We start from the raw sequence: 23,026 nt of genomic DNA, 5'->3' as shown, positions 1-23,026 counted from the left end.
CCGGGTCGGACAGGATTTCACCATGCCACGGCACGCAGGCCGAGGTTTTCGGGGAATCGGGGGAGAGAACCTATGGCCTGGGGGGAGGTTGCCGTGGAGCGCCCGAACGTCCCGCGGGTGTCAAACCCGCGGGACAACGAGGCGGCGCTGAACTGGCAGCTGGAACGGCTCGGATCGGCGGCCTGGAAGGACTGGCCGCTGAAGTTCCAGCGGATGGCGTTCGGCTATGCGCACGACAGCGGTTGGCACGATGCGGCCGACGCGGTTGGTTGGCTCAATCACCACGACCTGCTCCGTGAAGGGGCGGCGCCACGGGGGGCGCTGGTCTGGTACCAGGCGGCAGACCGGATCCGGGTGGCATGCTCACTCGGCTCCGGTCAGGTGGTCGGCCCGCTCCTGAACGGCCCGGTCGAGATCGCCGCCCTGTCCCTACTCAGCACCGACTTCGTCTGGTCAGACCCACACTTCCCGTTCGGCCACTGACTCAGTCGGTGTGATTGTTGGTGACCGGGTGCTTCGGGGCGGCGTGCTTCGGTGCGTCGGCCGAGTTGGTGTTGCGGTTGCGGCGCTTGGCGAGGAAGTACTCGACGACCATCGGGATCAGCGAGACGAGCACCAGCAGGATCAGCGCGGCCTCGAGGTTCTTGTGGATGAACTCGACATTTCCGAGCGCGTGGCCGAGCAGCGTGATCGTCGGCGCCCAGAGCACCGCTCCGACCGCGGTCCAGACGAAGAACTTGCGTGCATCCATCTTGCCGGCACCCGCGACGATCGTGACGAACGTCCGGACGATCGGGACGAAGCGGGCCATCACCAGCGCGCGCGGACCGTACCGCTCGAAGAAATCGTGCGTTTGCTCGATGTACTTCGGTTTCAGGAACCGGGCGTTCGGGTTGCGGAACAGCGATGTGCCCAGGAATCTGCCGATGTAGTAGCCGGACACGTTGCCGAGGAACGCGGCGGCGGTCAGCAGCACACAGGCCAGCCACAGCGGTACGTCGATCGTGCCCCGCGCGATGAACAGGCCGACCGCGAACAGCAGTGAGTCACCGGGCAGGATCGGGAACAACACCCCGCACTCGATGAACACCACAATCAGCGTGCCCCAGAGGGCCCAGTTACCCATCCAGTTCAGGAGGTACTCCGGGTCCATCCAGTTGGGCATCAGCATCGCGACAAGAGGAAGCACGCGGACAGGGTAGCGTCCCGACCTGTGCATGAGCTGAGCGGCGACCTCCGGGGCGCGGACATGGTCGGGCCGAGCGAGGTCGGCGTCGGGCCGTGGGTGGGCGATCTGCCGGACGACCCGCGGCTGGATCCGGAGCTGCTCGCCGAGGGTGATCGGCGCAACGTCGTCGACAAGTACCGGTACTGGAGGCTCGAGGCGATCGTCGAGGACCTGGACCGGCAGCGGAACCCGTTCCACGTCGCGATCGAAAACTGGCAGCACGACCTGAACATCGGCTCGGTGGTCCGGACAGCGAACGCTTTCCTCGCGGCGGAGGTTCACATCGTCGGCAACCGGAAGTGGAACCGCCGCGGCGCGATGGTCACCGACCGCTACCAACATGTCCGCCACCAGCCGACGCTGGCCGACCTGGCGTCGTACGCCGCATCACATGGTCTGCCGGTCATCGGTATCGACAACTTGCCCGGCTCGGTGCCGTTGGAGACCTACGACCTGCCTCGCGGCTGCATTCTGCTCTTCGGTCAGGAGGGGCCTGGGCTGACAGAGGATGCCCATGCGATCTGCACGGCCGTCCTGTCGATCGCACAATTCGGCTCGACCCGGTCGATCAACGCAAGCGCTGCCGCCGCGATCGCCATGCACGCCTGGATCCGCCGGCACACCTTCGGTCAGCCGTCGAGCAGCTGATCCAGGATCCCCGCCGCCAGTTGGAGTACGGCGCGCTCGGTTGGGTTGAGCCGGGTCTCGATGGCTTCGGCGAGCCAGTCGTCCGAGCTCTTCACGTGTTCGCGGAGCAGACGCCGCCCGTCGTCGGTCAGCTCGATCGTGTGTCGCCGGCGGTCCTGCGTGTCCTGTTCCCGCGCGATCAGCCCCTGCTCCTCGAGGCTTGCGAGCACCCGAGTCAACGACTGTGGCTGTACTCGCTCGGCGGCCGCGATCTCGCTCGCCGTCAGTGCTCCCCGCCGGTGCAGCTGTCCCAGCACGGCAACGCCGGTGCTCCCGAGCCCGTCACCTGATCGCTCGGCCCGCAGCCGCAGCGCCAGCCGGGTGCTGGTCCGCCTGAGCGCGACGGCTGTGTCATACGCTTCCACTTACTATCCTCCCGGTGTCGACGCTTAAGAATGCTAAGCTCAGCTTACTATGAGCGTCCACCTCATCCACTGGTCACGGGACACGCCGGTCGTCCCGACTCAGCTGGTCACCGCGGCGCTCGCGATGGCCGTGCCCATCACGTACGGCGTCGCAACCAACCACCTGGAGCATGCCTCCTTCGCCTCGCTCGGCGCGCTGGCGCTCTCCGGGGCAGCGGTTCGTAAGCCGCTCTTGGGGTTGGTCGGTCTTGGCATGGTCGTCACAGGTGCTGCGTTGGCGTGGCGGATCGTTGCTCCGGGCAACACAGCGCTGTGCGGGGACCTGCGTCGGCGTACTGATCGGCGGGCTGCTGATCCTGTGGGCGCCGCTGTCGTGGGTGATCGTCGTGGTCGTCGGCATTCTCGGCGGGCTGCGGCCGTTGCTGAAGGAACGCAACTACGCTGCTTATGCCACCGTCATGACCCCGCTGGTCGTCCTGTTGATGGACCTCGGCCGTACGCCGGAGCTGTCGACCGTCCGCTACCGGCTCATCGACACCGTGATCGGCTGCCTGATCGCGATCGTTCCGACTTTGCTGTTGAGGAGAAGACATGTGGGCTGACCACGCGATCTGGTGGCAGATCTACCCTCTTGGCTTCACCGCCGACCGCCCCGCGCATCGCCTGGCCCACTTGGAGAACTGGCTCGACTACGCGATCGAGCTGGGGTGCAACGGTCTGCTGCTCGGTCCCGTCTTCGCTTCCGAGACGCACGGCTACGACACGATCGATCACTTCCGGATCGACCCTCGCCTGGGCGACGACGCCGACTTCGACCACCTGGTCGCCGAGGCACACGACCGCGGTCTGCGGATTGCGCTGGACGGCGTCTTCAACCACGTGGCTCGCTCGTTCGTCCACCCGGAGTGGTTCCGAGCCGACGGCGGTACTTTCGAGGGCCACGAGCACCTGATCGCGCTCGACCACAGCAACCCCGCCGTCGCGCAGTACGTCGGCGACGTACTGCGTCATTGGCTGGACCGCGGCGTCGACGCCTGGCGCCTCGACGCGGCGTACGCCGTCCCGCCCGAGTTCTGGCGCAATGTGCTGCCGCGCGACCGGGACGCGTGGTACTTCGGCGAGGTGATCCACGGGGACTACGCCGGGTACGTCGAGAAGAGCGGGCTCGACTCGGTCACGCAGTACGAACTGTGGAAGGCGATCTGGAGTTCTCTCAACGACGGCAACTTCTTCGAGCTGTCGTACGCGCTCGGGCGGCACAACGCGCTGCTGGACACGTTCGTGCCGCAGACGTTCGTCGGCAACCATGACGTGACGCGGCTCGCGACGCGCCTCGAGGACGAGCGGCATCTCGGGCACGCTTTGGCGATCCTGTTCACGGTCGGCGGTGTGCCGAGCGTCTACTACGGGGACGAGCAGGCGTTCCGTGGTCTCAAGGAGGATCGCGTCGGCGGTGACGATGCGATCCGGCCGGCGTTCCCAGACACACCCGAAGGGCTCGCGTCGTACGGCTGGCCGACGTACCGCCTGCACCAGGACCTGATCGGGCTGCGACGGCGTCACTCCTGGCTCACTCACGCCCGGACCACGGCCGACCACGTGACCAATCAGACGATCGCGCTGCGGGCCCGGCACGGCGACGAATGGGTGCTGCTGCTGCTCAACGTGTCGGACTCCGACGCGGAGTTCCCGGTCGAGGATGCGGTCGTCGTCCCGCCGCACGGCTGGAAATTCTTGACACATCCGTAACGTGCGCCCGGGGTGCCGCGTTGTACCTGCTGACAGAAGTGAGGCCTTCTCGACACAAAGTCAGCCCCAACTCGGGGGGCTCGGCGTGCATCAAGCATGTCGTACTGGGTTTGCGACGGGAATCATGGGGGTTTGTTGATGAACGCTCTGTGGGACGAACTGATACACGAGTTGGGGACCGTGCGCGCCTTGAGCGCGGCGGCTCTGGAAGCGCGCACGGAGACCTCTCGCGTCGCGCTGATCACCCTGCTGGACGCCGAGACCGCGGAGATCTCGGCGATCCTCGACCAGCTCCTCCGCGCCGAAACGTCATCCGCGGCCTAGCAAGGCGCTGATCGCCTGCTGCAGCGCATCGGTCGGGTCGTCGGGCTGTTCGAACGAGCGGTAGGCGATGTGCGCGTCCGGACGAACGAGCAAACAGCCTTCGTCCGGGATCTCACGCACCCGCGCCCAGTCGCCGTACAGGTCGTCGAGCTCACGACCGGGCCCGATCACGTACGGCTCGATCGGTACGCCGAGGTGCTCGGACACGGACTGCGCCGCCTTCACCCACGCCTCGCCGCCGATGCCGGTGAGCAACGTGAACCGGCCCTTTCCGACCACGTCCAGCGTGCTGACGGTGTCGGTGCCGCGGGTCAGCCAGCAGTGCGGGATCCGGGCGCCCGGCCAGGTCGTCGGGTGATAGTACAGCTCGTGATCCCGCTCGTACGGCGGCTCCGGCGTACCGTCGTCGATCACTGCGGATGACTTGTAGCGCTGGCCGAGCTCGACACCGTGCGCGTTGAACTCGTAGTCCTTGAGCTCGATCGCCTGCCGCAGTTCCTCGCGCTGGGTGGCGCCCTCGGGGGTGTCGTCCTTGCGGGACTCGATGGTCCGTCCGGCCGGCGCGTCCGGGGTCATGCCGAGCGCGCGGAAGATCTGCCCGAACTGGTTGCGGCTCTTGTTGGCGCGGTCAACGATCTGCTTCGCGATCGGGGCGCGCTCATCGTCGTACGTCTGGAGGAGTTCGGGTGCGGCCTGTCCCTTCAGGACAAGGGCAAGCTTCCACGCCAGGTTGTACGCGTCCTGGATCGACGTGTTCGAGCCGAGTCCGTTGCTCGGCGGGTGGCGGTGGATCGCGTCGCCCATACAGAACACGCGGCCCTTCGACGTCTTCTCGGCGTACATGTGGTTGACGCTCCAGACCGACGTACTCTTCAGCTTCACGTCGATGGTGTCGTCGCCGACCAGGTTGTGCACGATCTCGGTCGCCATCGCCTCGTCGACCACCGGCGCGGGCTGGGAGATGTCGTAGCCCCAGACGATCAGCCATTCGTTCCACGGGCGGACCATGCGGACCAGTCCGGCGCCGATGCCGCCGATCTGCGCGCCCGGCTGGAGGACCCAGTACAGAACGCTCGGGCGATGAGCGACGTACCGGCTCAGGTCGGCCTCGAAGACGATGTTCATCGAGCCCTCGATGTCCATCGCACCGGCCATCGGCAGATCGATGTCCTGGGCAACCTTGCTGCGCCCGCCGTCCGCGCCGATCAGGTACTTCGCCCGGATCTGGTATGTCGTGTCGCTGAGCCGATCGCGGACCGTCGCGGTGACGCCGTCGTCATCCTGCTCGAGCGAGAGGTACTCCGTGTTGAAGCGGAGCTGGGCGCCGCGGCTGGCCGCCGTACTGACGAGGATCGGCTCGAAGAGCGTCTGCGGAAGGTCGCACGGCAGGCACGGGCTCGCCTCGGTGTAGTCGGCGAGCCGGCGCGGATGCGTGCCCCACGTACGGATCCGGCCGATCTCCTCACCCGCGAGGCTGGTGCAGAAGGCTGTCTGCCCCATCAACTCGTGGGCGGTGCCGTTGTCGACGATCTGGTCCTCGATGCCCATGTCGCGCATGAGTTCGATCGTGCGTTGATTGGTGATGTGCGCGCGGGGCGTGTTCGCGGTCCAGCCGTACCGGGTCAGGACGATGTTGTCGACGCCGTACGTGGACAGGAAGAGCGAGGCGGCGCCGCCGGCGGGGCCGCTGCCGACGATGAGAACGCCTGTCGAGATCACGCTTGCGTCTCCTCTTCGGTGGCCAGCACCAGGTCGTAGTTGACGGAGAAGTACGTCTTTCCGTCGTCATGATGTTCGGTGAAATCGGCGATGAGCGACTGCTTGACCCCGAAGACCGCATCCGTCTCGAGGTACTCGTCCCCGGCCGCGAAAACATGGGTGATGAGCCGTGCGTAGCCCGGTGCGGTGACCATGAAGTGGATATGCGCGGGTCGCATCGGACTGCGGCCGCCGGCGCGGAGCAGCTCGCCGACCGGGCCGTCGTCGGGGATCGGGTAGGCGACCGGCTTCACCGCCCAGAACCGGTAGTTGCCCTCAGCATCGGTTGTCAGATGGGCCCGGTTCTGCGGTCCGTCGAGGTCCTTCTGTACGTCGTAGAACCCGTCCTCGTCGGCCTGCCAGGTCTCGACGAGCGCGCCGGCGATCGGCTCGCCCTTGGTGTTCAGGACCCTGCCGCTCACCAGGCACGGCTGTCCCGGGGCGCCGTTCGCGATGTCGTCGCCGAGCTGAGCCTCGGGCGATCCCTCGACGAAGAACGGGCCGAAGACTGTGGATTGCGTGGCTTCCGGCGGCTTGCGGTTGCCGAGTCCGACGGTGAGCATCGACAGCCCGAGCACGTCGGCCAGCAGCACGAACTCCTGCCGGGTCCCGGTGGAGATCTGGCCGGTCCGGGTGAGGAAGTCGATCGCGGTGAAGTACTCGTCCTCCGTCAGCTCCACCTCCCGCGCGAACGCGTGCAGGTGGCGCACGAGGGCGCTCATCACGTCCTTGTAGCGGTCACTCGCGCTGCCGTCGAAGCTCGCCACGACGGCTTCGGTCAGATCATCGCCTTGCAGATCCATCGGTCTCCTCGCTCATCAAGGTCGCGTACCGGCCCAGGCGCGGGTGAGGATCTCGCGCACCAGGTCCTCGGTCACGGGAATCGGGTTGTCGGTGGGCTTGAACGCCTTCACCGCCTCTTCCACCTGCTCCTGGGCAAGCCCGAGCTCCCGCAGGTTCGTCGGCACGTCCGCAGCGGTGAACAGATCGAACAACCCGCTCGCCAGCTCGCCCGCTCCGGCGACCACGGTGCTCGCTGTAGTCGCCGTGCTCCTGCCTTCCGCGGTGCTCATGCTCGACGTGCCGGCGTTTCCTGTGGTCGCGTGCGTTGTGGTCAGTGCGGCTTCGAGGCGGGCTGCTGCTTGCGGGACCGCGGGAGCGTTGACGCGGGCGACCTGGGGCAGGATCGCCGCGTGGGTTTCCGCGTGGGGGAGGTTGTAGGTGCCGCCGAGCAGATGGCAGAGCTTGTGATGCAGTCCAGTCCCGGCCGTCGCCATCGCCGATCCGGCCAGGCAGGCGCCGTACAGAAGGTTGCCTCGAGCATCTAAGTTGGTGGGTTCCAGCATCGCTTGCCGTAGGCCGTCGGCGAGCGCGCGGAAACCTTCGACCGCGGTCACCTCGGTGATCGGATCAGCCCTCGGCGTCCAAACAGCCTCGACACAGTGCGCGATCGCGTTGGCGACACTCGCTGCGGTGACCTTCTTCGGCAGGTGCTGACTCAACACCGGGTCGTACACGACAACCCGTGGCAGCACCCGCAGATCCGTGCCGGTCGTCTTGCTCCCGCCCGCAGTCTCGCCCCACACCGGCGTCATCTCAGATCCCGCGTACGTCGTGGGCACCGCAACAATCACCACGTCACCGGTAAGCGCGACCGCCTTCGCGAGCCCGATCGCCGAGCCGCCGCCGATCGCGATAACCCCGTCCGCGTCGACCTCCCGCGCCTTGGCCCTGGCGTTCTCCGCGACCTCGGTCGGCACATGCTGGGCAACCCCGTCGATCCGCCCCGCGAACCGATCGCCCAGCTCCACCTCGACCACGTCCGCCGCATCTCGCGCGGACTTCGTCGCCACGACCAGTACCCGACGTACCCCGAGGGCCTCGACCTCGCCGGCGACCTGGTCGAGCGCGCCCGCTCCGAACACGACCCGCCCCGGCAGGAACGTGTGCACGAACCCGGCCTGGGACTCCGCTCGTCCCGGATCAGCTGGACGCGGCATCGGCAGCTCCGATAGGATTTCGCTCAGCGAATAGTTCTTCTTTCAACGAAAAGTAGGCTAGCCGATGGCGAGTGACGCGTCTACAGGCACGTTCCTGCAAGGCCTGGAGCGCGGACTCGCGGTGATCCGCGCCTTCTCCGCCGACGCGCCGTCCCTCACGCTCAGCGAGGTCGCGCGAGCGGTCGGCATCACGCCCGCGACCGCGCGGCGGATCCTGCTCACGCTGGAGGAGCTCGGGTACGTCCGCAGCGACCACCGCCGCTTCTCGCTCACCCCGCGCGTACTCGCCCTCGGCTGGGCCTACCTCTCCTCGCTGGACCTCGGCGAACTAGCCGGCCCATTCATGGAAGAGCTCAGCGCCAAGACCCGCGAGTCCTGCTCGATCGCCACGCTCGACCTGCCGGACATCGTGTACGTCGCCCGCGTCCCCACGAGCCGGATCATGACTGTCGCCCTCGGCGTCGGCGCCCGCCTCCCGGCGTACCCGACCTCCATGGGCCGCGTCCTGCTCGCCGGCCTGCCGGAGGACGAGCTCACGTCGTACCTCGAGACTTTGCGCGCCGAAGCGCTCACCCATCGCACGGTCACATCCCCGAACGACCTGCGCACGACGATCGCCCAAGCCCGCGCGGACGGCTACGCGCTGGTCGACCAGGAGCTCGAGCAGGGCCTCCGCTCGATCGCCGCCCCGATCTACAACTCCCGCGGCCGCATCATCGCCGCCCTCAACGTCTCCGCCCACGCGTCCCGCTCGACCCCGACCTCACTCCGCACCGAAGCCCTCCCGCATCTCCAGCAAGCTGCCGCCCAGATCACTACCGCCCTGACCCACCGCGGCAACTTCTAGACGCGTCAGGCCTTCAAGCCTTCGAAGATCTCCAGGTAGTGCGGGTTGTTCATGATGCCGATGATGTTGCCGAACGGGTCGACGACGGACGCCGTGCGGAAGCCGGTGTTGTTGCCGCGTTCGGTGATCGGCTCCTGGAGGGTGGCGCCGTGGTCGAGGAGGTGCTTGAGCTCGGCCTCCAGGTCGTCGACGTGCCAGTGAATGACGGCGCCGGCGGGGCCTGACGCGACCTGGTGCGAGGCGTACTTCGCGTCGATGATCCCCAGCTCGCACTGGAAGTCGCCGAAGCGGAACTCGACGTACGCCGGGTCCTCGGCAGTCGGCACGGCGTAGTACGCCTCGATGCCGAGCAACTCCTCGTACCAGGCCCGCGCCGCCTTCACATCCGCGGCGTAGAAGCTGACGGTGGCGAATCCTCGCATCATCGTGGTGGTCCTTTCCTGGGAACTTCCCGGTTGATGACCACCACGATTCCAGCCAAAGTGCTCACCGAGTGAGCACTTTGTTGGACGAGGTTATTCGCCGGTGCGCAGGCGGCCGTGGAGGTGCCAGTCGTGCCAGCCGTCGGCATGCTTGATCGCCTGCCGCAACGTGCCCTCGGCTCTGTACCCGGTGCGCTCGGCGACGCGGCAGGACGCGGTGTTGACGGTGGAGTGCTGGATGCCCAGCCGGTTGAAGCCGATCAGCTCGAACGCCCAGGCCGACAATGCCTCGACCGATCCCGCGGCGATCGACCGGCCCCGTGCCGCAGGGGTCACCCAGTACGACAGGCTGGCCGACCCCTCGTCCAGCGAGATGTTGCGCAGGCCGACCTGTCCCAGCGGCTGATCGTCGCCATCGACGACCGCCCAGCTCGCCGCCGTCTCGGTCTCCCAGCGGCCGGCCCACTGCCCGACCCACTCAGCTGCTTCCTCGAGTGTGTCGAGGCGGCGGACGTGCCACCGCTGGATATCAGGACAGGCGAACGCCATCAGCACAGCGCCCGCGTCGTCCTGCTGCCACGGCCGCAGGACCAATCCGTTGTACGCCGTCAGCCGCGGCTGACTGGCACCTCGCAGCGTTCCATCAGGTAGGGCCGGCTCGACCAGCAGCGGCACGGATTCAGTCCGTCTGGGTGACCTTGCGGAGGCCGCGCGGAGCGTCAGGGTCCAGGCCGAGCTTGCGGGCCAGCAGTTCGATGGCTCGCTGGGCAGGGATGACGAGGGCGAGCGGAGCGAGGGTCTCAGGGAGGTCGGGGCCGGCAAGGTTCACGTCGCAGCGGGAACCGAACGTGGGGTCGCCGCCGATGCCCAGGATCTTGCTGCCCTTCTCGCGGACAAGGCCGGCCAGCTCGGTCATCCCGGGGAGCGCGGGGCCGTCGCCCGCGGCGACCAGGATCGTGACCAGGTCGGCGTCGACGACGGCGATCGGGCCGTGCTTCAGGTCGGCGTACGAGAGTCCGCGCACCGGCTGCAGACAGGTCTCCTCGAGCTTCAGCGCAACCTCGAGCGTGGTGCCGAAGGTCAGGCCCCGGCCGCTGGCGAGCACGTCGTGCGCGCCGGCGAGCAGGTCCGCCGCAGCCTCGACCGACCCCGACAGCATCTTGGCCGCCGCGTCCGGCACCCGCGCGATGTCCGCGTCGAGCGTCCCCGGCCGCTGCGCGAGCGCGTCCACGGCAACCGTGATCGCGGCCAGCTGTGTCGTGTAGGTCTTGGTGGCCGGTACGGCGAGCTCCTTGCCGGCCTGCGTGATCAGGGCGACGTCGGCTGTCGACGCCAGCGGGCTGTTGCCGTCGTTCGTGATGCCGACGATCGCGGCGCCGTTCCGCTTCGCCCACTCCGCCGTGTCGACGATCTCCTGGGTCGCACCGGACTGGCTGACCGCGACGACCAGCGAGTTCGAGAGGTCGAGGTTCGCGCCGTACAGCGTGGCGACCGACGGAGCTGCCAGGGATGCCTGCCGCCCGGCGTGGATCTCGGTCAGGTAGCGGCCGTAGACCCCCGCGTTGTCCGACGATCCGCGGGCCACGAAGATCACGTTCCGGCGTCCGGCGGCCAGCCTGGTGATGTCGTGCCGCAGCGGCAGAACATGCTCGAACGTCGCCGCGAGCGCGGCCGGCTGCTCGGCGATCTCGCGCGCCATCTGGGTTTCGTTGGCGGGGACAGACACCACTGGGATCACTGGTCCTATCTGGTCTTAACAGGTATGCTGCGCACGATAGCAGTGAGCGGCGTCCCGGGGCACCCCCGAGATCCGCCCAGGTCTGGAGGATCGAGATTCCATGGTGGCGACGAAGCGGGCCCAGGTCCGATCGGTGCTGGAACGGCTGATCGATGTCGAGCTGCATCCCGGCGACCCGATCCCGTCCGAGCGGGCCCTGGTGGACAAGCTGAACGTCTCCCGGGTGACCGTCCGGCAGGCGATCAGCGACCTGGTCGAGTCCGGTGCGCTGGAGCGGGTGCACGGCAAGGGCACCTTCGTCACCGGCCCCCAGGTCGACTCCCAGCTGCACCTCACCTCGTTCTCCCGGGAGATGCGGGCCCGTGGCCTCGAGCCCGGGACCGTGGTGCTGTCGGCCAGCGAGATCGAGGCCTCCGACGAGACCGCCAAGGGCCTGCGGGTCGCCAAGGGCACCAAGGTGATCCGGGTCGAGCGGCTCCGCACGGCCGACGCGTCGCCGATGGCCTACGAGGTCGGCTATTACCCGTCCGCGCTCTTCCCCGGCCTGCTCGGCCGCGAGCTCGGCACCCTCTACGACGTCTTTGCCAGTGAGTACGACGTCGTCGTCACCTCCGGTGAGCAGACCGTCCGGGCGGACAACGCCGACGGTCATGTCGCCCGGGTGCTCGGCGTGGCCAGGCGGGCACCCCTGCTGGTCCTCGAGCGCACCACGTTCGCCGGCCGCAAGGTCGTCGAGCTGTCCTGGTCGGCCTACCGCGCCGACCGCTACCGGCTGCACATGGCCCTCACCCCCCGCGGCCCGCGAACCGGGTCCGCCTGACCGTCCCGGGAGCGACGTCTGCTCCCGGAGGACATCCGGACGCAACGAACTGGATCGGTCCTGTTCATCAACTGGTCTACATCCCTGCCGATCGCTCCCCGGCCACCGGGCCGGTCCGGCAGGCAGGCCGCTGGTCACGACGAAGTGCCGGGCGGCAATACTGGAGCCGAACCCACAAGAACTGTGTTGTGAGGAGTACCGCGAGACATGCCTATTGCAACCCCTGAGGTCTACGCCCAGATGCTGGACAAGGCCAAGCAGAACCGCTTCGCCTACCCGGCCATCAATGTCAGCTCCTCGCAGACGCTGAACGCCGCGATCCGCGGTTTCGCCGAGGCGGGCTCGGACGGCATCATCCAGGTCTCCACCGGCGGTGCGGAGTACCTGTCCGGTCCGACCGTGAAGAACATGGTGACCGGTGCGGTCGCGCTGGCGGCGTACGCGCACGAGGTCGCCAAGAACTACCCGGTGAACATCGCGCTGCACACCGACCACTGCCCGAAGGACAAGCTCGAGGGCTTCGTCCGGCCGCTGCTGGAGATCTCCGCCGAGCGCGTCGCGCGCGGTGAGAACCCGCTGTTCCAGTCGCACATGTGGGACGGCTCGGCGGTGCCGCTGACCGAGAACCTGGAGATCGCCAAGGAGCTGCTGGCCAAGACGGCCGCGGCGAAGATCGTCCTGGAGATCGAGGTCGGCGTCGTCGGTGGCGAGGAGGACGGCGTCGCCAACGAGATCAACGAGAAGCTCTACACGACGGTCGAGGACGGCCTGGCCACGGTCGAGGCGCTCGGCACGGGTGAGAACGGCCGCTACCTGACCGCGCTGACCTTCGGCAACGTGCACGGCGTCTACAAGCCGGGCGCGGTCAAGCTGCGGCCGGAGATCCTGGCGGAGATCCAGGAGGCGGTCGGCGCCAAGGTCGGCAAGGAGCGTCCGTTCGACCTGGTGTTCCACGGTGGCTCCGGCTCGACGCTCGAGGAGATCCGGGCCGCGGTCGACCACGGTGTCATCAAGATGAACGTCGACACCGACACGCAGTACGCGTTCACCCGGCCGGTGGCCGCGCACATGTTCAAGAACTACGACGGCGTGCTGAAGGTGGACGGCGAGGTCGGCAACAAGAAGGCCTACGACCCGCGCGCCTGGGGCAAGGCGGGCGAAGAGGGTATGGCGAACCGCGTCGGCGAGGCCTGCGAAAGCCTCCGCTCGACGGGCACGTCGCTGAACGGCTGACATCATCTGGGGTCCTCCTCAAAAGGGATCTCTTCGAAGGGCTCGCCACCGCGTGGACAGCGCGGCGGTGAGCCCTTCTGTCACATCCGGGCTCGGGCAAGGTCGAAGTGGCGGATGCCGGTGCGGCGGGCTGCTCGGGTGAACGTGGTTCGGATGCGGTCGGCCACGGTCGGTGGGTCGTCGAGGTCTGTCCAGGAGATCCGGCAGTGCTCGACTGGTTGCGGTCCATCGGGATCGGCTGCGGGTGGCTCGGGGAGTGGTTCTTCGACCGAGGGTTCGAATTCCTCGCACCAGAAGGGGAAACGGGCCTCGAACTCGACGACTGTGCGGTCGTCGGGGAACCAGAGTCCTTCGGTCGGGAAGTCCGGGTCGTCGGCTTCTGGGGGTGGTGTTGGGCTGGGTGTGGGCAGGCCTGCGGTCGCGAGGATCAGGCGGAGACGGGACTCGGCGATCGAGGCCGCGCCGGTGAGGTGATCCAGGACCGCGAGCGCACGCTTGTTGCCGTGGTCGAGCGAGGAGACCGCGTGTTTGAGCGTGCGCTTGCTGACGAGACCGGCGTACATGGCGGCGTCGGCGAGCACGACCGCTGAGGCAGGTGGTGCGGTGGCGGCCACCTCGGCGATCGCGCGGGCGGGTGAGGACATGCGCAGCCCGTTCCACAGTTGAAGGCCGGTGCCGACCGGATCGCGGATGTGGCGATGGACGCCGCCGCGTATTCGGCCGGATCGACCGTCGGGCGCTGTCACGTGGACACGGGTCAGGTCGAGACCCCAGACAGGTAAGGCATGTAGGGCAGCGGCGGATTGGTGGCTCGCGTAGAGGTTGGGTCCGCCGGCGCGGAGGACGCGGTACAGCTTGCGCAGGTGGAGGACCTCGTCGGTGACGAGCATGAGCGAGCGTTGGGCGGCATACGTCCCGCGCCGGATCCGGCGCCAGCCGCCGGTGGCCAGCAGGGTGTCGATGTCAGCGTCGGGGTAACCACAGGCACGCGCGTCGGCCCGGGTGAACACGCCACCACGGATCGACGCCATCACAGCAAGTTGAGGATTCATGCCCTAGAACTTGCCGCGATCCAACCTCGCTCGGACCGATGAGTTTCAAGCTGTGGAGAACTTGTGTCGCACCCAAACGTTGGGCTCGACGTAAACGGCCCGGTCGGCGGCAACATCGCAGTCCACGGGGACGAGGCCACCCGCGACCTCGACCGGACCGCTGCGATCGAACGAAAGCCCGGTCCACGAACGCCACTCGGCCAACGACCCTGCGATCACCCAGGACGCGGGCGCCACGCCGGCGATCTCCCCGCCGGCGCGGACGTGGGTGCGCAGCCACGGATCGCATGGCAGGCCGTCAGCGCGCGTCCTGGCGACGTACTCGGCCATTGAGGTCCGAGGGTCCAGGTGCTTGTGCGTCGGCCGCACCGGGGCATCCAGGACCTCTAGCCCGGCATCAGCGGCCGCCTCCCGCAGGGCAGTCAGCATGAGTCCCGCGATGCCCTCGTTCTGCCAGTCGTGCGCGACGCTGATGTTGAGGGCGCAAGCCGTGTCAGGTCGCACGCCGCGGCGTACGTCGGTGAAGGCCCAGACGACTGCCTGCTCCCATCCGCCAGCCGGGAAGTCCGAGCGACGGGCGAACTGGACGGCGTGGGCGTCGGCGACGACGCGGTCGCCCACAGTGGCGATCAGGCAGGTTGCGGGGAACGTCGCAGGGACCTGGCCGAAGTACGCCTCGGATACGCGGTTGTGGCGCATGAACTCGGGCCAGCCGCGTACGTCGATCTCCGCGTTCGCGAGCCCGGGGCGATCAGCGACGGTGGTGATCTCCACAGGCATGAAAAAAGCTCGTCATCTGTCTATGACGAGCTCGGCGCGGGTTGGAACCCAGGGTTGCCAAAGGAGCGGCATGTCGGCCTCGGACGGAGTGCGGTTGCCTTTCCGCTCGTTGCACGAGGCATGGGCGGCCACGGCATTCAGCCACTCGGTGCGGCCGCCCCTGGATCTGGGTTGGACATGGTCCATGGTGTCGGCGTTCTCGAGACCGCAGTACGCGCAACGGAACTTGTCCCGGCGGAGGACACCGTGCTTGCTGTACTTCATCCGGCCGGCTGCGTAGCGCCAATGCGTGACGACGTACCGGACCAGGCGCAGGACGCGAGGGACCGGGAAAGGGCCGATAGTTCGCTCTCCGTGCGCCTCTTCCACCACTGCGACCTCCCGCACCAGCATCCGGATGGCGTGCTGGATCGAGACGGTGTGCAGCGGTTCGTACGACGCGTTCAGGACTATGACGCTCATCCGGTGCCTCCTTCCGGCCGTAGCTGGGAACCACGGCGGTTTGACGCAGGGTCTCAAGCATCCGTGGCCGGTGGGTGAACGGTCAACGGATTTCGTCAGACGGTCACGTGCCGGTACGGCTGCGTGATCGGCGAAGATGTGCTTATGGAATTGAACAATCTGCTCTCAGGCCCACCCGAGACACTACTACCGGTCGACCCGGCCGCGGCGGAACTCGCCGACGGGGTCGCTCCGGCCGACGTCGCGGCCAAGTACCCGACGTCGTCGCTGGCCTGGGCCGTGCTTGCCGAGGGCGCCTTGGCGAACGGCCGGACCATCGAGGGTTACGCGTACGCGCGGACCGGATACCACCGTGCACTGGACCTGCTCCGGCGCAACGGCTGGAAGGGCCACGGACCTGTGCCGTGGGAGCACGAGCCGAACCGCGGGTTCCTGCGCGCACTGGCGGCGCTGGGCAAGGCGGCTGCGCTCATCGACGAGAAGGACGAGGCGGAGCGCTGCGCCACGTTCCTGCGCGACTCGTCGCCGGCTGCTGCCGACGCCCTGAGCTGAAACCTGGTTGTCGGGTTGGTTGCTCGGCGGGATGATCTGCCGGGTGATCAGCCCTTATGAGCAGGCCGGGTTCGGCGTCGGGTTCGACTGGGGTCCGGTCGGTGCCGAGGTCGTTGCCGGGGACATCGTCGCTGTGGTGGACGTGTTGTCGTTCACGACTGCGGTGACGGTGGCGGTCGACCTCGGGATCGACGTCTATCCCTATCGGTGGCGGGACGAGACGGCTGTTGCCTATGCCGAGCAGTGGGGCGCGAAGCTGGCGGTCGGGCGGTCCGAGGCCGGGCCGGGTGACGTGAGTTTGTCGCCCGCGACGATTCGGCAGGCGGAGGGCGTCCGCAGGTTGGTGCTGCCGTCGCCGAACGGATCGACGATCGCGAAGCAGCTCAGTGACGGTGGCGCGACGGTGATCGCTGTGTCGTTGCGTAACCGCCGAGCAGCGGCGGACTGGGTCAGGGAGCAGGACAAACGAGTTGTCGCGATCGCAGCAGGGGAGCGGTGGAAGGACGGGTCGCTTCGGCCGGCTGTCGAGGATCTGTGGGGAGCCGGTGGGTTCCTGAGCGCGCTCGACCAGGACGACCTGTCCCCGGAGGCGCGCGCGGCGGTTGCGGCGTACGACGCGGTGGCCGGTGAACTGCCGGAGCTCTTGCACGAATGCGCCGGCGGGCGCGAGCTGACGCAGTACGGGTATCCGGAGGACGTCGCGATCGCGGGCGAGGTGGACGCGAGTACGAGCGTGCCGGTGCTCGTGGACGGTACGATGTTCCGGTCAACCTGAATCAAGAACGAATGCCCGTTGACAGTGCCGGCAGGTGGCGAGCGTCCCCGCTTCTTGCCGAACATGGACGGTTCTAGGCGGACGGACAGACCGGCGAAGCTGGACGCCCACGGTCGGGTCCCACGCCCCTCCGGGCAGCGGAAGGTCACACCGTGCCGGCTCTCACCGGACGGATAGCCGCGCCCACCTACGCAGCGGTACTGCGTACTCCTGGCGCGTGGAAGTTCTACCTCGCAGCGGCCCCGGCACGGATCGGGATCGCGATGACCGGCCTCGGCATCGTCTGGCTGGTCCACGGATCGACCGGCTCGTACGCCGCGGCAGGAAGCGTCACCGGCGGGTTCGCCGTGGCCGAAGCGGTCGCCGGACCGCAGGTCGCCCGGCTCATCGACCGTTTCGGTCAGACCCGGATGTTGCCGGTCACGCTCCTCGCCCACGCGACGGCGATGGCGCTGCTCATCAGCCTCACCGTCTCCGACGCGCCGCTCTGGTCGCTCGTTGTAGCCGGTGTCCTCGCCGGCGGATCACTTCCGCAGGTGAGTGCACAGACGGCGGCCCGGTGGTCGTACGCGCTCCGCGACACCCCACTGCTCTCGTCGGCGTTCGCGCTGGAGGCGTTGAGCGTCGGCATCGCGTTCATGGTCGGTCCAGGGCTGGTCGGCATCGTCAGCTCGTCGACCAGCCCGGCAGCAGGTTCGATCCTCGCGACGAGCCTCCTACTGGCCGGCGGCTTCCTGCTCGCGATGCAGCGCCGTACGGCGCCACCGCCAACCGTGGCCGGCGAACATAGCAGCGCGAAACACCTACTGCACAAGCGATTCGCCGGCCTCGTCGGCACGAACATCGGCATCGGACTGTTCTTCGGCAGCATGCAGGTCTCCGTCACGGCCTTCGCGGTCTCGAGAGGTACGCCGGGCCTCGCCGGACCGCTCTACAGCATCACCAGCCTGGTGAGCCTGTTCGCCGGACTCGTGTACGGCGCACGCCGCTGGCGGACTGCTCCGGAGACCCAGTTCGTCATCGCCTTCGTCTGGCTGACGATCAGCTGCGTACCTCTGCTCGCCGCGCACACCCCACTGGTCGCAGCTGTCGCGTTAGCCCTTCCTGGCTTGGCGATTGCGCCGTTCCAGACCCTGTCCGCGGTGCTGGCCGAGTCGACCGTCCACCCTGCGATCCTGACTCAGGCATTCACCTGGCTGAACTCAGGCGGCGCCGCAGGTATCGCACTGGGCTCCGCCTTCGCCGGCTGGGTCGTCGACGGACACACCGCGCAGACCGGCTTCGTGGTCGCGCTGGCTGCTGCCGTGATGGCAACGATGATGGCGGTGACGGTGAAGCTCAGCGGTAGGTGATCTGGCGTTCGGCGGCGGCTCGGGTCGCGTACTCCAAAGGCGTCAGGCCGATCTGCTGCTTGAACTCCTTCGAGAAGTGGGCCTGGTCGAAGTAGCCGAGGGACGCGGAGAGTTCCGCCAGCTCGGTCACTTCGCCCTGGGCCAGCAGCTCGGCGCCGTCGTGCAGGCGGTAGCGCCGTAGGACCCATTTCGGGCCGACGCCGACGTACCGGCGGAAGAGTCGTTGCAGAGTGCGGATCGGGACGTCGAAGCGCTCGGTGATCTCGTCGACGCGGGCCACCGAGCGGTCGGCCGCCATCGTGGCGACGATCTCCCGGACCAGCTCGTACGACGGGTCCGGCGGTGCGAGGTGGTCGTGCAGGAACGCCTCGAACACCGCACGGCGGCGTCCGTCGGACTCGGCGGCGAATATCAGGTCGGCGAGACGGTCGCCATCGGGGAAGACATCTGTCAACGGCAGCACGAGGTCGCAGAGGGAACCCACATCGAGCCCGGTGATCGCGCCGAACCCGCCGGCCCAGAACTTCACCCCGAACGCCCGGCCGCGTCCGACGAGTTCGCGCTCGAACTTACGCGTGCAGACCCCGTTCACGAACGCGCCGCCCGGCTGCTCGAAGGTCACGTTCACACTCGGGAACGGCAGCACCTCGGCCGTGTACGGCTCGTCCAGATCCCACTCGACGATCCAGTACCACTCCACGAACCGGCCGGCGTCCGGGCCGGGTGCGAGGCGGTGCAGCGAACGGTGCCGGGCCTGCTCCCGTGGGTGCAGGATGCCTCGCTCGCTGTCCGCTGGCTGGGTCAAGGCTGGCTGTCGCTTTCTTACAAGACCGCTACGGCCCCCGGCGACTTCACTGGAGGCATGACGACGAACACGGTAAACCCCACCCCCGACGGTTATCACTCGCTGACCCCGTACCTCGCCGTCCCGGACGGTCCGAAGGCGATCGAGTTCTACCGGTCGGTGTTCGGGGCGGAGGTGATCAGCCGGCAGGACCTGCCGGACGGGCGGGTCGCGCACGCCGAGCTGAAGTTCGGCAACTCGATGCTGCAGCTGAGCGACGCGATGCCGGAGATCGGCCTGCGGGCGCCGACCGGCGAGTGGGTGCATTCCTCGCTGGTGCACTACGTGCCGGACGTGGACGCGACGTACGCGAAGGCGATCGAGGCCGGCGCGAAATCCGTCGAAGAGGTGCAGACGTTCCTGACCGGTGACCGCTTCGGCACCGTGATCGATCCGTTCGGGCATCGCTGGGCGATCATGACGCGGGTCGAGGACGTGTCCCGCGAGGAGGCCGAGCGGCGGATCAACGAGTGGCTGGCGACCCAGGCCCAGTAAATGAGGAAGCGGCCCGCCGGAACCGTCCCCTGCGGCAGTTTCGGCGGGCCGCTGACTAAGAGTGTGCACGCGATCACGCTAAATGGCAACCCATCGCTTGATGAAACAGCTACTTGAAACGTCTGCTTGAGGATTGTGGACAGGCCCGAAACGGTGGCGCCCGGTTCCGGTAAGCTTTGGTCGCAAGAGCCTGGATGCGTTGCCGGATGAATGTCTGGTGAACGTCTCCGGGCTTCACCGTTTCCAGCACCGACCGCCACGGGGTGTGAAGTTGGTGCGTGAAGAGGAGGGCTGAGATGCCCGCAATCGTGCTCGTCGGCGCCCAGTGGGGCGATGAGGGCAAAGGCAAGGCGACCGATCTGCTCGGCAACACGGGCGAGGTCATCGACTACGTGGTGAAGTTCAACGGCGGTAACAACGCCGGCCACACGGTCGTGATCGGATCCGAGAAGTACGCGCTGCACCTGCTCCCGAGCGGCATCCTCACACCGGGTGTGACCCCGGTGATCGGCAACGGGGTCGTGGTCGACCTCAGCGTGCTGTTCGAGGAGCTCGACGCGCTGCAGGCGCGCGGGGTGGACACGTCGCGACTCGTGGTCAGTGCGAGCGCGCACGTCATCCCGCCGTACAACCGGACTCTCGACAAGGTCACCGAGCGGTTCCTCGGCAGCCGGAAGATCGGGACCACGGGCCGCGGTATCGGTCCGACGTACGCCGACAAGATGAACCGGGTCGGCATCCGGATCCAGGACCTGTACGACGAGAAGATCCTCGAGCAGAAGGTCACCGGTGCGCTGGAGCAGAAGAACCAGCTGCTGGTGAAGGTGTACAACCGGCGCGCGGTCGAGATCCGCGAGGTGCTGGACGAACTGCTCGCGTACGCCGACCGCCTGCGGCCGATGGTCGCGGACACCAGCCTCCTGCTGAACAAGGCTCTGGACGACGGCAAGACCGTGCTGATGGAGGCCGGTCAGGCCACGCTGCTCGACGTCGACCACGGCACGTACCCGTTCGTCACCTCGTCCAACGCGATCTCCGCGGGCGCCTGCACCGGCACCGGCATCCCGCCGACCCGGATCGACCGCGTGATGGCGGTTGTGAAGGCCTACACGACCCGTGTCGGCGAAGGCCCGTTCCCGACCGAGCTGCTGGACGCCGACGGCGAGTGGCTCCGACAGCAGGGCTTCGAGTTCGGTACGACGACCGGCCGCCCGCGCCGCTGCGGCTGGTACGACTCGGTCATCGCCCGGTACGCCGCCCGCGTGAACGGCGTCTCGGACTTCGTGCTCACCAAGCTCGACACCCTGACCGGCCGCGAGAAGATCCCGGTCTGCGTCGCGTACGACGTGAACGGCGTCCGGTACGACGAGATGCCGATGACCCAGACCGACTTCCATCACTCGGTCCCGGTCTACGAGGAGTTCGACGGCTGGTCCGACGACATCACCGGCTGCCGCACGTTCGAGGACCTGCCGAAGGAAGCGCAGTCCTACGTCCGCGCGGTCGAGTCGCTCAGCGGCGCGCGCATTTCCGCCATCGGCGTCGGCCCGGAGCGCAGCCAGATCGTCCAGCTGTAAGCAGGACGTCCGGACTCCCCGTCGTCAGTTACCGATGATGGGGAGGTCCCGGATGAACGGCGCGTTGCGCAGGTCGCCGAGGGTCGGCCGCTCGATGTTCGGCGTCTGGATCGGAGTGCGCGCCCAGTCTGCGCCCGCGCCCTGCGTGGCCTGGTAGAACGTGATGCCGCCGATCGCCAGCAGTACGACGGCGATCAGCGCGGACAGCCAGTGCGCGCGGAACGTGTTGCGCGCTGTGATGTGGGCGCCTCGACGCAGCGAACTGCCGCCGGGGCCCCACCACGAGAAGAAGAGCGCAGTCAGCGCGGCGCTGCCGAAACCGACGGCCGACAACGGCTGCCAGTTCAGGTCGTACGTCGTGGCGGCGACCGCGGTGACGATGCCGCCGACAACAACCGCCGAGATCAGCGGCAGGATCAGGCACGGCAGCGTGATCAGGAAAGCCATCACCAGTTGCAGCGGGCTGGCGGCCGCGGCGACGACGCCGTCCGACTTGCCGGACCGTCCGCGGACCTGACGGCGGCGCATCAGCGCCGTACTCGAGCGGTCGACGGTCCGTGCGAGCACGAGCAGGATGACGGCGACGGCTGAGCCGATCACCGGGGTCAGCGCGATCAGTCCGGTCAGCGCGACCATGAAGCCGACGACGACCGCAGTACGTCGACCGGTCGGCGGGGCTTTGGTGGGTTGCGCAGGTTGAGCAGGCTGCACGGGAGCCGGCGGACCGGCCTGCTGGTACGGCTGCGGGTAAGGCTGTGAGTACGGCGCCGGCGGACCGCTCTGGTACGGCAGCGGCATCCCGGCCGGAGCAGCCGCGTTGGGAGCCGGGCTGTAGGTCGCGGGGTGCTGTGGGACCTCGGCGACCTGCTTCTTGGCAGCAGCCGCGTCCCGGATCTTGTCCCGGATCGGCGTGAACGCCGACAGCGGCGGGATGACCGGCGGCACCAGCCCTGCGACCTCAGTCGGAGTCGGGCCGTCAGGTTCTTCCTCCGTCGGCATGACCTTGGTCACGAGCCGAGTCGGCGGTACGGCGGCCACGGTCGGCGTCTCGCGCGGGGCGAGCGCGTCGCGGCCCTCGGAGTACCGGGTCAGACCGTCCATGATCTCGTCCTGCGTCGGCCGGTCGGCCTTGCTCGGTGAGAGCGCCGCGGCGAGCAGCGGCTTCAGTCGCGGGTCCAAACCCTCCAGGTCAGCGTGACCGGAATGCACGCGCGCCAGCACGGCCTCGAACGGTCCCTTACCGAAAGGCCGGCGTCCGGTCGCGGCGAAGGACACAGTGGCGGCCCAGCCCCACCAGTCAGCCGACTGCGACACCATCTCGCCCTCGATGAGCTCGGGCGCCAGGTATCCCGGCGTACCGATCACCAGGCCGGTCTGGGTGAGCCGGAGGTCGTCGGCGGCCTGCGCGATGCCGAAGTCGATCATCACCGGCTTGCCGTTGAACATCATCACGTTGCCGGGCTTCAGGTCGCGGTGGATCACGCCGACCGCGTGGATCGCCTGCAGCGATTCGGCCAGGCAGCCGGCCAGCGGCAGCCACTTGCGTGGGGTCAGCGGGCCGCGCTCGTCCACCTGCTCGTCCAACGGTCTGCCCGGGACGAACCGGGTCACCAGGTACGGCCGGTCGGCCTCCAGGTCGTGGTCGAGGATGCCGGCCACACCGGGGTGGTCCACCTTCTGGAGCGTGGTCGCTTCGCGCTGCAAGCGGGCCCGCGCGATCGGGTCGTGGGCGACGTGCGGCCGCAGTACCTTGACGGCGACCTCCTGGTGCTCAGGGCCTTCGGCGAGGTAGACGACTCCCATGCCGCCCTGGCCGAGCCGCCGGATCAACCGGTACGGCCCGAGCCGCTCGTCCTCCACCTCCTCCGCATGGGTGGAAGGCGGTCCCCCTGTGACTGACATGGCATCTACGGTACGTCGGGAGCAGACCAAGCCGTCGCGATGACGTCAGAGGTAATCGTGCGAA

26 protein-coding genes are annotated in these 23,026 nt (G+C 68.0%); 13 read left to right on the top strand and 13 right to left on the bottom strand.

What is annotated here, in order from left to right:
- The first annotated feature begins 72 nt into the window (after positions 1 to 72).
- Positions 73 to 483 (top strand): hypothetical protein, encoded by a 411-nt coding sequence (locus tag ACFWUU_RS39680; RefSeq protein WP_380183743.1) that lies wholly within the window; start codon positions 73 to 75, stop codon positions 481 to 483.
- A 1-nt stretch (position 484) separates the two neighbouring features.
- Here ACFWUU_RS39680 and ACFWUU_RS39675 read toward each other — a convergent pair whose 3' ends face one another.
- The gene (locus ACFWUU_RS39675; RefSeq protein WP_380183741.1) at positions 485 to 1,189 is read right to left on the bottom strand and encodes a DedA family protein; all 705 of its coding nucleotides are present in this window, start codon (positions 1,187 to 1,189) and stop codon (positions 485 to 487) included.
- Positions 1,190 to 1,249: 60 nt separating this feature from the next.
- Between ACFWUU_RS39675 and ACFWUU_RS39670 the strand changes: the two genes are divergently transcribed.
- Complete coding sequence (locus tag ACFWUU_RS39670) at positions 1,250 to 1,876, top strand: TrmH family RNA methyltransferase (RefSeq protein ID WP_380183818.1); 627 nt, start codon at positions 1,250 to 1,252, stop codon at positions 1,874 to 1,876.
- Here the strand turns inward: ACFWUU_RS39670 and ACFWUU_RS39665 are convergent.
- A complete protein-coding gene (locus tag ACFWUU_RS39665; protein ID WP_380183739.1) occupies positions 1,858 to 2,280 on the bottom strand; it encodes a MarR family winged helix-turn-helix transcriptional regulator in 423 nt (140 codons plus the stop codon). The genes ACFWUU_RS39670 and ACFWUU_RS39665 overlap by 19 nt on opposite strands.
- A gap of 170 nt (positions 2,281 to 2,450) precedes the next feature.
- Here ACFWUU_RS39665 and ACFWUU_RS39660 point away from each other — a divergent pair, with 170 nt between their 5' ends.
- The 3 genes from ACFWUU_RS39660 to ACFWUU_RS39650 all read left to right on the top strand — a co-directional run bounded on the left by ACFWUU_RS39660 (position 2,451) and on the right by ACFWUU_RS39650 (position 4,353).
- A complete protein-coding gene (locus ACFWUU_RS39660) occupies positions 2,451 to 2,882 on the top strand; it encodes an FUSC family protein (protein WP_380183737.1) in 432 nt (143 codons plus the stop codon).
- A complete protein-coding gene (locus ACFWUU_RS39655) occupies positions 2,872 to 4,029 on the top strand; it encodes an alpha-amylase family protein (protein ID WP_380183735.1) in 1,158 nt (385 codons plus the stop codon). The genes ACFWUU_RS39660 and ACFWUU_RS39655 overlap by 11 nt, the downstream gene beginning before the upstream one ends.
- 138 nt (positions 4,030 to 4,167) lie before the next feature.
- The gene (locus ACFWUU_RS39650; RefSeq protein ID WP_137256259.1) at positions 4,168 to 4,353 is read left to right on the top strand and encodes a hypothetical protein; all 186 of its coding nucleotides are present in this window, start codon (positions 4,168 to 4,170) and stop codon (positions 4,351 to 4,353) included.
- On the opposite strand, the gene ACFWUU_RS39645 is transcribed toward ACFWUU_RS39650, so the two are convergent.
- Genes ACFWUU_RS39645 through ACFWUU_RS39635 form a run of 3 tightly spaced genes read right to left on the bottom strand, consistent with a single transcriptional unit; the run spans position 4,339 to position 8,111 of the window.
- Positions 4,339 to 6,072 carry an FAD-dependent oxidoreductase gene (locus ACFWUU_RS39645; RefSeq protein WP_380183733.1) on the bottom strand — a complete coding sequence of 578 codons (1,734 nt, stop codon included), beginning with the start codon at positions 6,070 to 6,072 and terminating at the stop codon, positions 4,339 to 4,341. The genes ACFWUU_RS39650 and ACFWUU_RS39645 overlap by 15 nt on opposite strands.
- Positions 6,069 to 6,914 carry an intradiol ring-cleavage dioxygenase gene (locus tag ACFWUU_RS39640; protein ID WP_380183731.1) on the bottom strand — a complete coding sequence of 282 codons (846 nt, stop codon included), beginning with the start codon at positions 6,912 to 6,914 and terminating at the stop codon, positions 6,069 to 6,071. Before ACFWUU_RS39640 ends, ACFWUU_RS39645 begins: the two co-directional genes overlap by 4 nt.
- A gap of 15 nt (positions 6,915 to 6,929) precedes the next feature.
- Positions 6,930 to 8,111: a maleylacetate reductase gene (locus ACFWUU_RS39635; RefSeq protein ID WP_380183728.1), complete on the bottom strand. Its 1,182-nt coding sequence runs from the start codon at positions 8,109 to 8,111 to the stop codon at positions 6,930 to 6,932.
- A gap of 64 nt (positions 8,112 to 8,175) precedes the next feature.
- Between ACFWUU_RS39635 and ACFWUU_RS39630 the strand changes: the two genes are divergently transcribed.
- Entirely contained in the window at positions 8,176 to 8,958 is a 783-nt protein-coding gene (locus ACFWUU_RS39630) for an IclR family transcriptional regulator C-terminal domain-containing protein (protein ID WP_380183726.1), read from the top strand.
- A 5-nt stretch (positions 8,959 to 8,963) separates the two neighbouring features.
- On the opposite strand, the gene ACFWUU_RS39625 is transcribed toward ACFWUU_RS39630, so the two are convergent.
- The 3 genes from ACFWUU_RS39625 to ACFWUU_RS39615 form a co-directional block, all read right to left on the bottom strand.
- Positions 8,964 to 9,383, bottom strand: a complete 420-nt coding sequence (locus tag ACFWUU_RS39625; RefSeq protein ID WP_380183724.1) for a VOC family protein — start codon at positions 9,381 to 9,383, stop codon at positions 8,964 to 8,966.
- A gap of 90 nt (positions 9,384 to 9,473) precedes the next feature.
- Entirely contained in the window at positions 9,474 to 10,055 is a 582-nt protein-coding gene (locus ACFWUU_RS39620) for a GNAT family N-acetyltransferase (protein WP_380183721.1), read from the bottom strand.
- A gap of 4 nt (positions 10,056 to 10,059) precedes the next feature.
- Positions 10,060 to 11,079 (bottom strand): SIS domain-containing protein, encoded by a 1,020-nt coding sequence (locus ACFWUU_RS39615; RefSeq protein WP_137256266.1) that lies wholly within the window; start codon positions 11,077 to 11,079, stop codon positions 10,060 to 10,062.
- A gap of 139 nt (positions 11,080 to 11,218) precedes the next feature.
- Here ACFWUU_RS39615 and ACFWUU_RS39610 point away from each other — a divergent pair, with 139 nt between their 5' ends.
- Both ACFWUU_RS39610 and fbaA read left to right on the top strand, forming a co-directional pair.
- A complete protein-coding gene (locus ACFWUU_RS39610) occupies positions 11,219 to 11,938 on the top strand; it encodes a GntR family transcriptional regulator (protein WP_130388014.1) in 720 nt (239 codons plus the stop codon).
- Positions 11,939 to 12,145: 207 nt separating this feature from the next.
- The gene (gene fbaA, locus ACFWUU_RS39605; protein WP_380183719.1) at positions 12,146 to 13,171 is read left to right on the top strand and encodes a class II fructose-bisphosphate aldolase; all 1,026 of its coding nucleotides are present in this window, start codon (positions 12,146 to 12,148) and stop codon (positions 13,169 to 13,171) included.
- 80 nt (positions 13,172 to 13,251) lie between these two features.
- Here the strand turns inward: fbaA and ACFWUU_RS39600 are convergent, their stop codons facing one another.
- Genes ACFWUU_RS39600 through ACFWUU_RS39590 form a run of 3 tightly spaced genes read right to left on the bottom strand, consistent with a single transcriptional unit; the run spans position 13,252 to position 15,465 of the window.
- On the bottom strand, positions 13,252 to 14,223 hold the full coding sequence (locus ACFWUU_RS39600) for a type IV toxin-antitoxin system AbiEi family antitoxin domain-containing protein (RefSeq protein ID WP_380183717.1): 972 nt from the start codon (positions 14,221 to 14,223) through the stop codon (positions 13,252 to 13,254).
- A 45-nt stretch (positions 14,224 to 14,268) separates the two neighbouring features.
- Positions 14,269 to 15,003 carry an N-acetyltransferase gene (locus tag ACFWUU_RS39595; protein ID WP_380183715.1) on the bottom strand — a complete coding sequence of 245 codons (735 nt, stop codon included), beginning with the start codon at positions 15,001 to 15,003 and terminating at the stop codon, positions 14,269 to 14,271.
- Positions 15,004 to 15,015: 12 nt separating this feature from the next.
- Positions 15,016 to 15,465, bottom strand: coding sequence for an HNH endonuclease (locus ACFWUU_RS39590; RefSeq protein ID WP_130442568.1), 450 nt, complete (start codon positions 15,463 to 15,465; stop codon positions 15,016 to 15,018).
- A gap of 144 nt (positions 15,466 to 15,609) precedes the next feature.
- Here ACFWUU_RS39590 and ACFWUU_RS39585 point away from each other — a divergent pair, with 144 nt between their 5' ends.
- From ACFWUU_RS39585 to ACFWUU_RS39575, 3 genes are all read left to right on the top strand, one after another.
- Positions 15,610 to 16,017 carry a DUF3151 domain-containing protein gene (locus ACFWUU_RS39585; RefSeq protein WP_380183713.1) on the top strand — a complete coding sequence of 136 codons (408 nt, stop codon included), beginning with the start codon at positions 15,610 to 15,612 and terminating at the stop codon, positions 16,015 to 16,017.
- A 43-nt stretch (positions 16,018 to 16,060) separates the two neighbouring features.
- Entirely contained in the window at positions 16,061 to 16,792 is a 732-nt protein-coding gene (locus ACFWUU_RS39580; protein ID WP_380183711.1) for a 2-phosphosulfolactate phosphatase, read from the top strand.
- Positions 16,793 to 16,944: 152 nt separating this feature from the next.
- Complete coding sequence (locus tag ACFWUU_RS39575; RefSeq protein WP_380183709.1) at positions 16,945 to 18,144, top strand: MFS transporter; 1,200 nt, start codon at positions 16,945 to 16,947, stop codon at positions 18,142 to 18,144.
- On the opposite strand, the gene ACFWUU_RS39570 is transcribed toward ACFWUU_RS39575, so the two are convergent.
- Positions 18,131 to 18,949 carry a helix-turn-helix transcriptional regulator gene (locus ACFWUU_RS39570; RefSeq protein WP_137256271.1) on the bottom strand — a complete coding sequence of 273 codons (819 nt, stop codon included), beginning with the start codon at positions 18,947 to 18,949 and terminating at the stop codon, positions 18,131 to 18,133. The two genes, ACFWUU_RS39575 and ACFWUU_RS39570, sit on opposite strands and share 14 nt — an antisense overlap.
- Positions 18,950 to 19,006: 57 nt before the next feature.
- Here ACFWUU_RS39570 and ACFWUU_RS39565 point away from each other — a divergent pair, with 57 nt between their 5' ends.
- Together ACFWUU_RS39565 and ACFWUU_RS39560 are read left to right on the top strand one after the other, a co-directional pair.
- On the top strand, positions 19,007 to 19,483 hold the full coding sequence (locus tag ACFWUU_RS39565; protein ID WP_137256272.1) for a VOC family protein: 477 nt from the start codon (positions 19,007 to 19,009) through the stop codon (positions 19,481 to 19,483).
- A gap of 296 nt (positions 19,484 to 19,779) precedes the next feature.
- A complete protein-coding gene (locus ACFWUU_RS39560; RefSeq protein WP_137256273.1) occupies positions 19,780 to 21,060 on the top strand; it encodes an adenylosuccinate synthase in 1,281 nt (426 codons plus the stop codon).
- Between the two features lie 24 nt (positions 21,061 to 21,084).
- Here ACFWUU_RS39560 and ACFWUU_RS39555 read toward each other — a convergent pair whose 3' ends face one another.
- Positions 21,085 to 22,962, bottom strand: a complete 1,878-nt coding sequence (locus tag ACFWUU_RS39555) for a protein kinase (protein ID WP_380183707.1) — start codon at positions 22,960 to 22,962, stop codon at positions 21,085 to 21,087.
- Between the last annotated feature and the right edge of the window lie 64 nt (positions 22,963 to 23,026).

The organism is Kribbella sp. NPDC058693, assembly GCF_042715335.1.
Classification (GTDB): Bacteria; Actinomycetota; Actinomycetes; order Propionibacteriales; family Kribbellaceae; genus Kribbella; species Kribbella jiaozuonensis.
The sequence above is the reverse complement of the archived record's forward strand: the minus strand, read 5'-3'. Positions and strand labels throughout refer to the sequence as shown.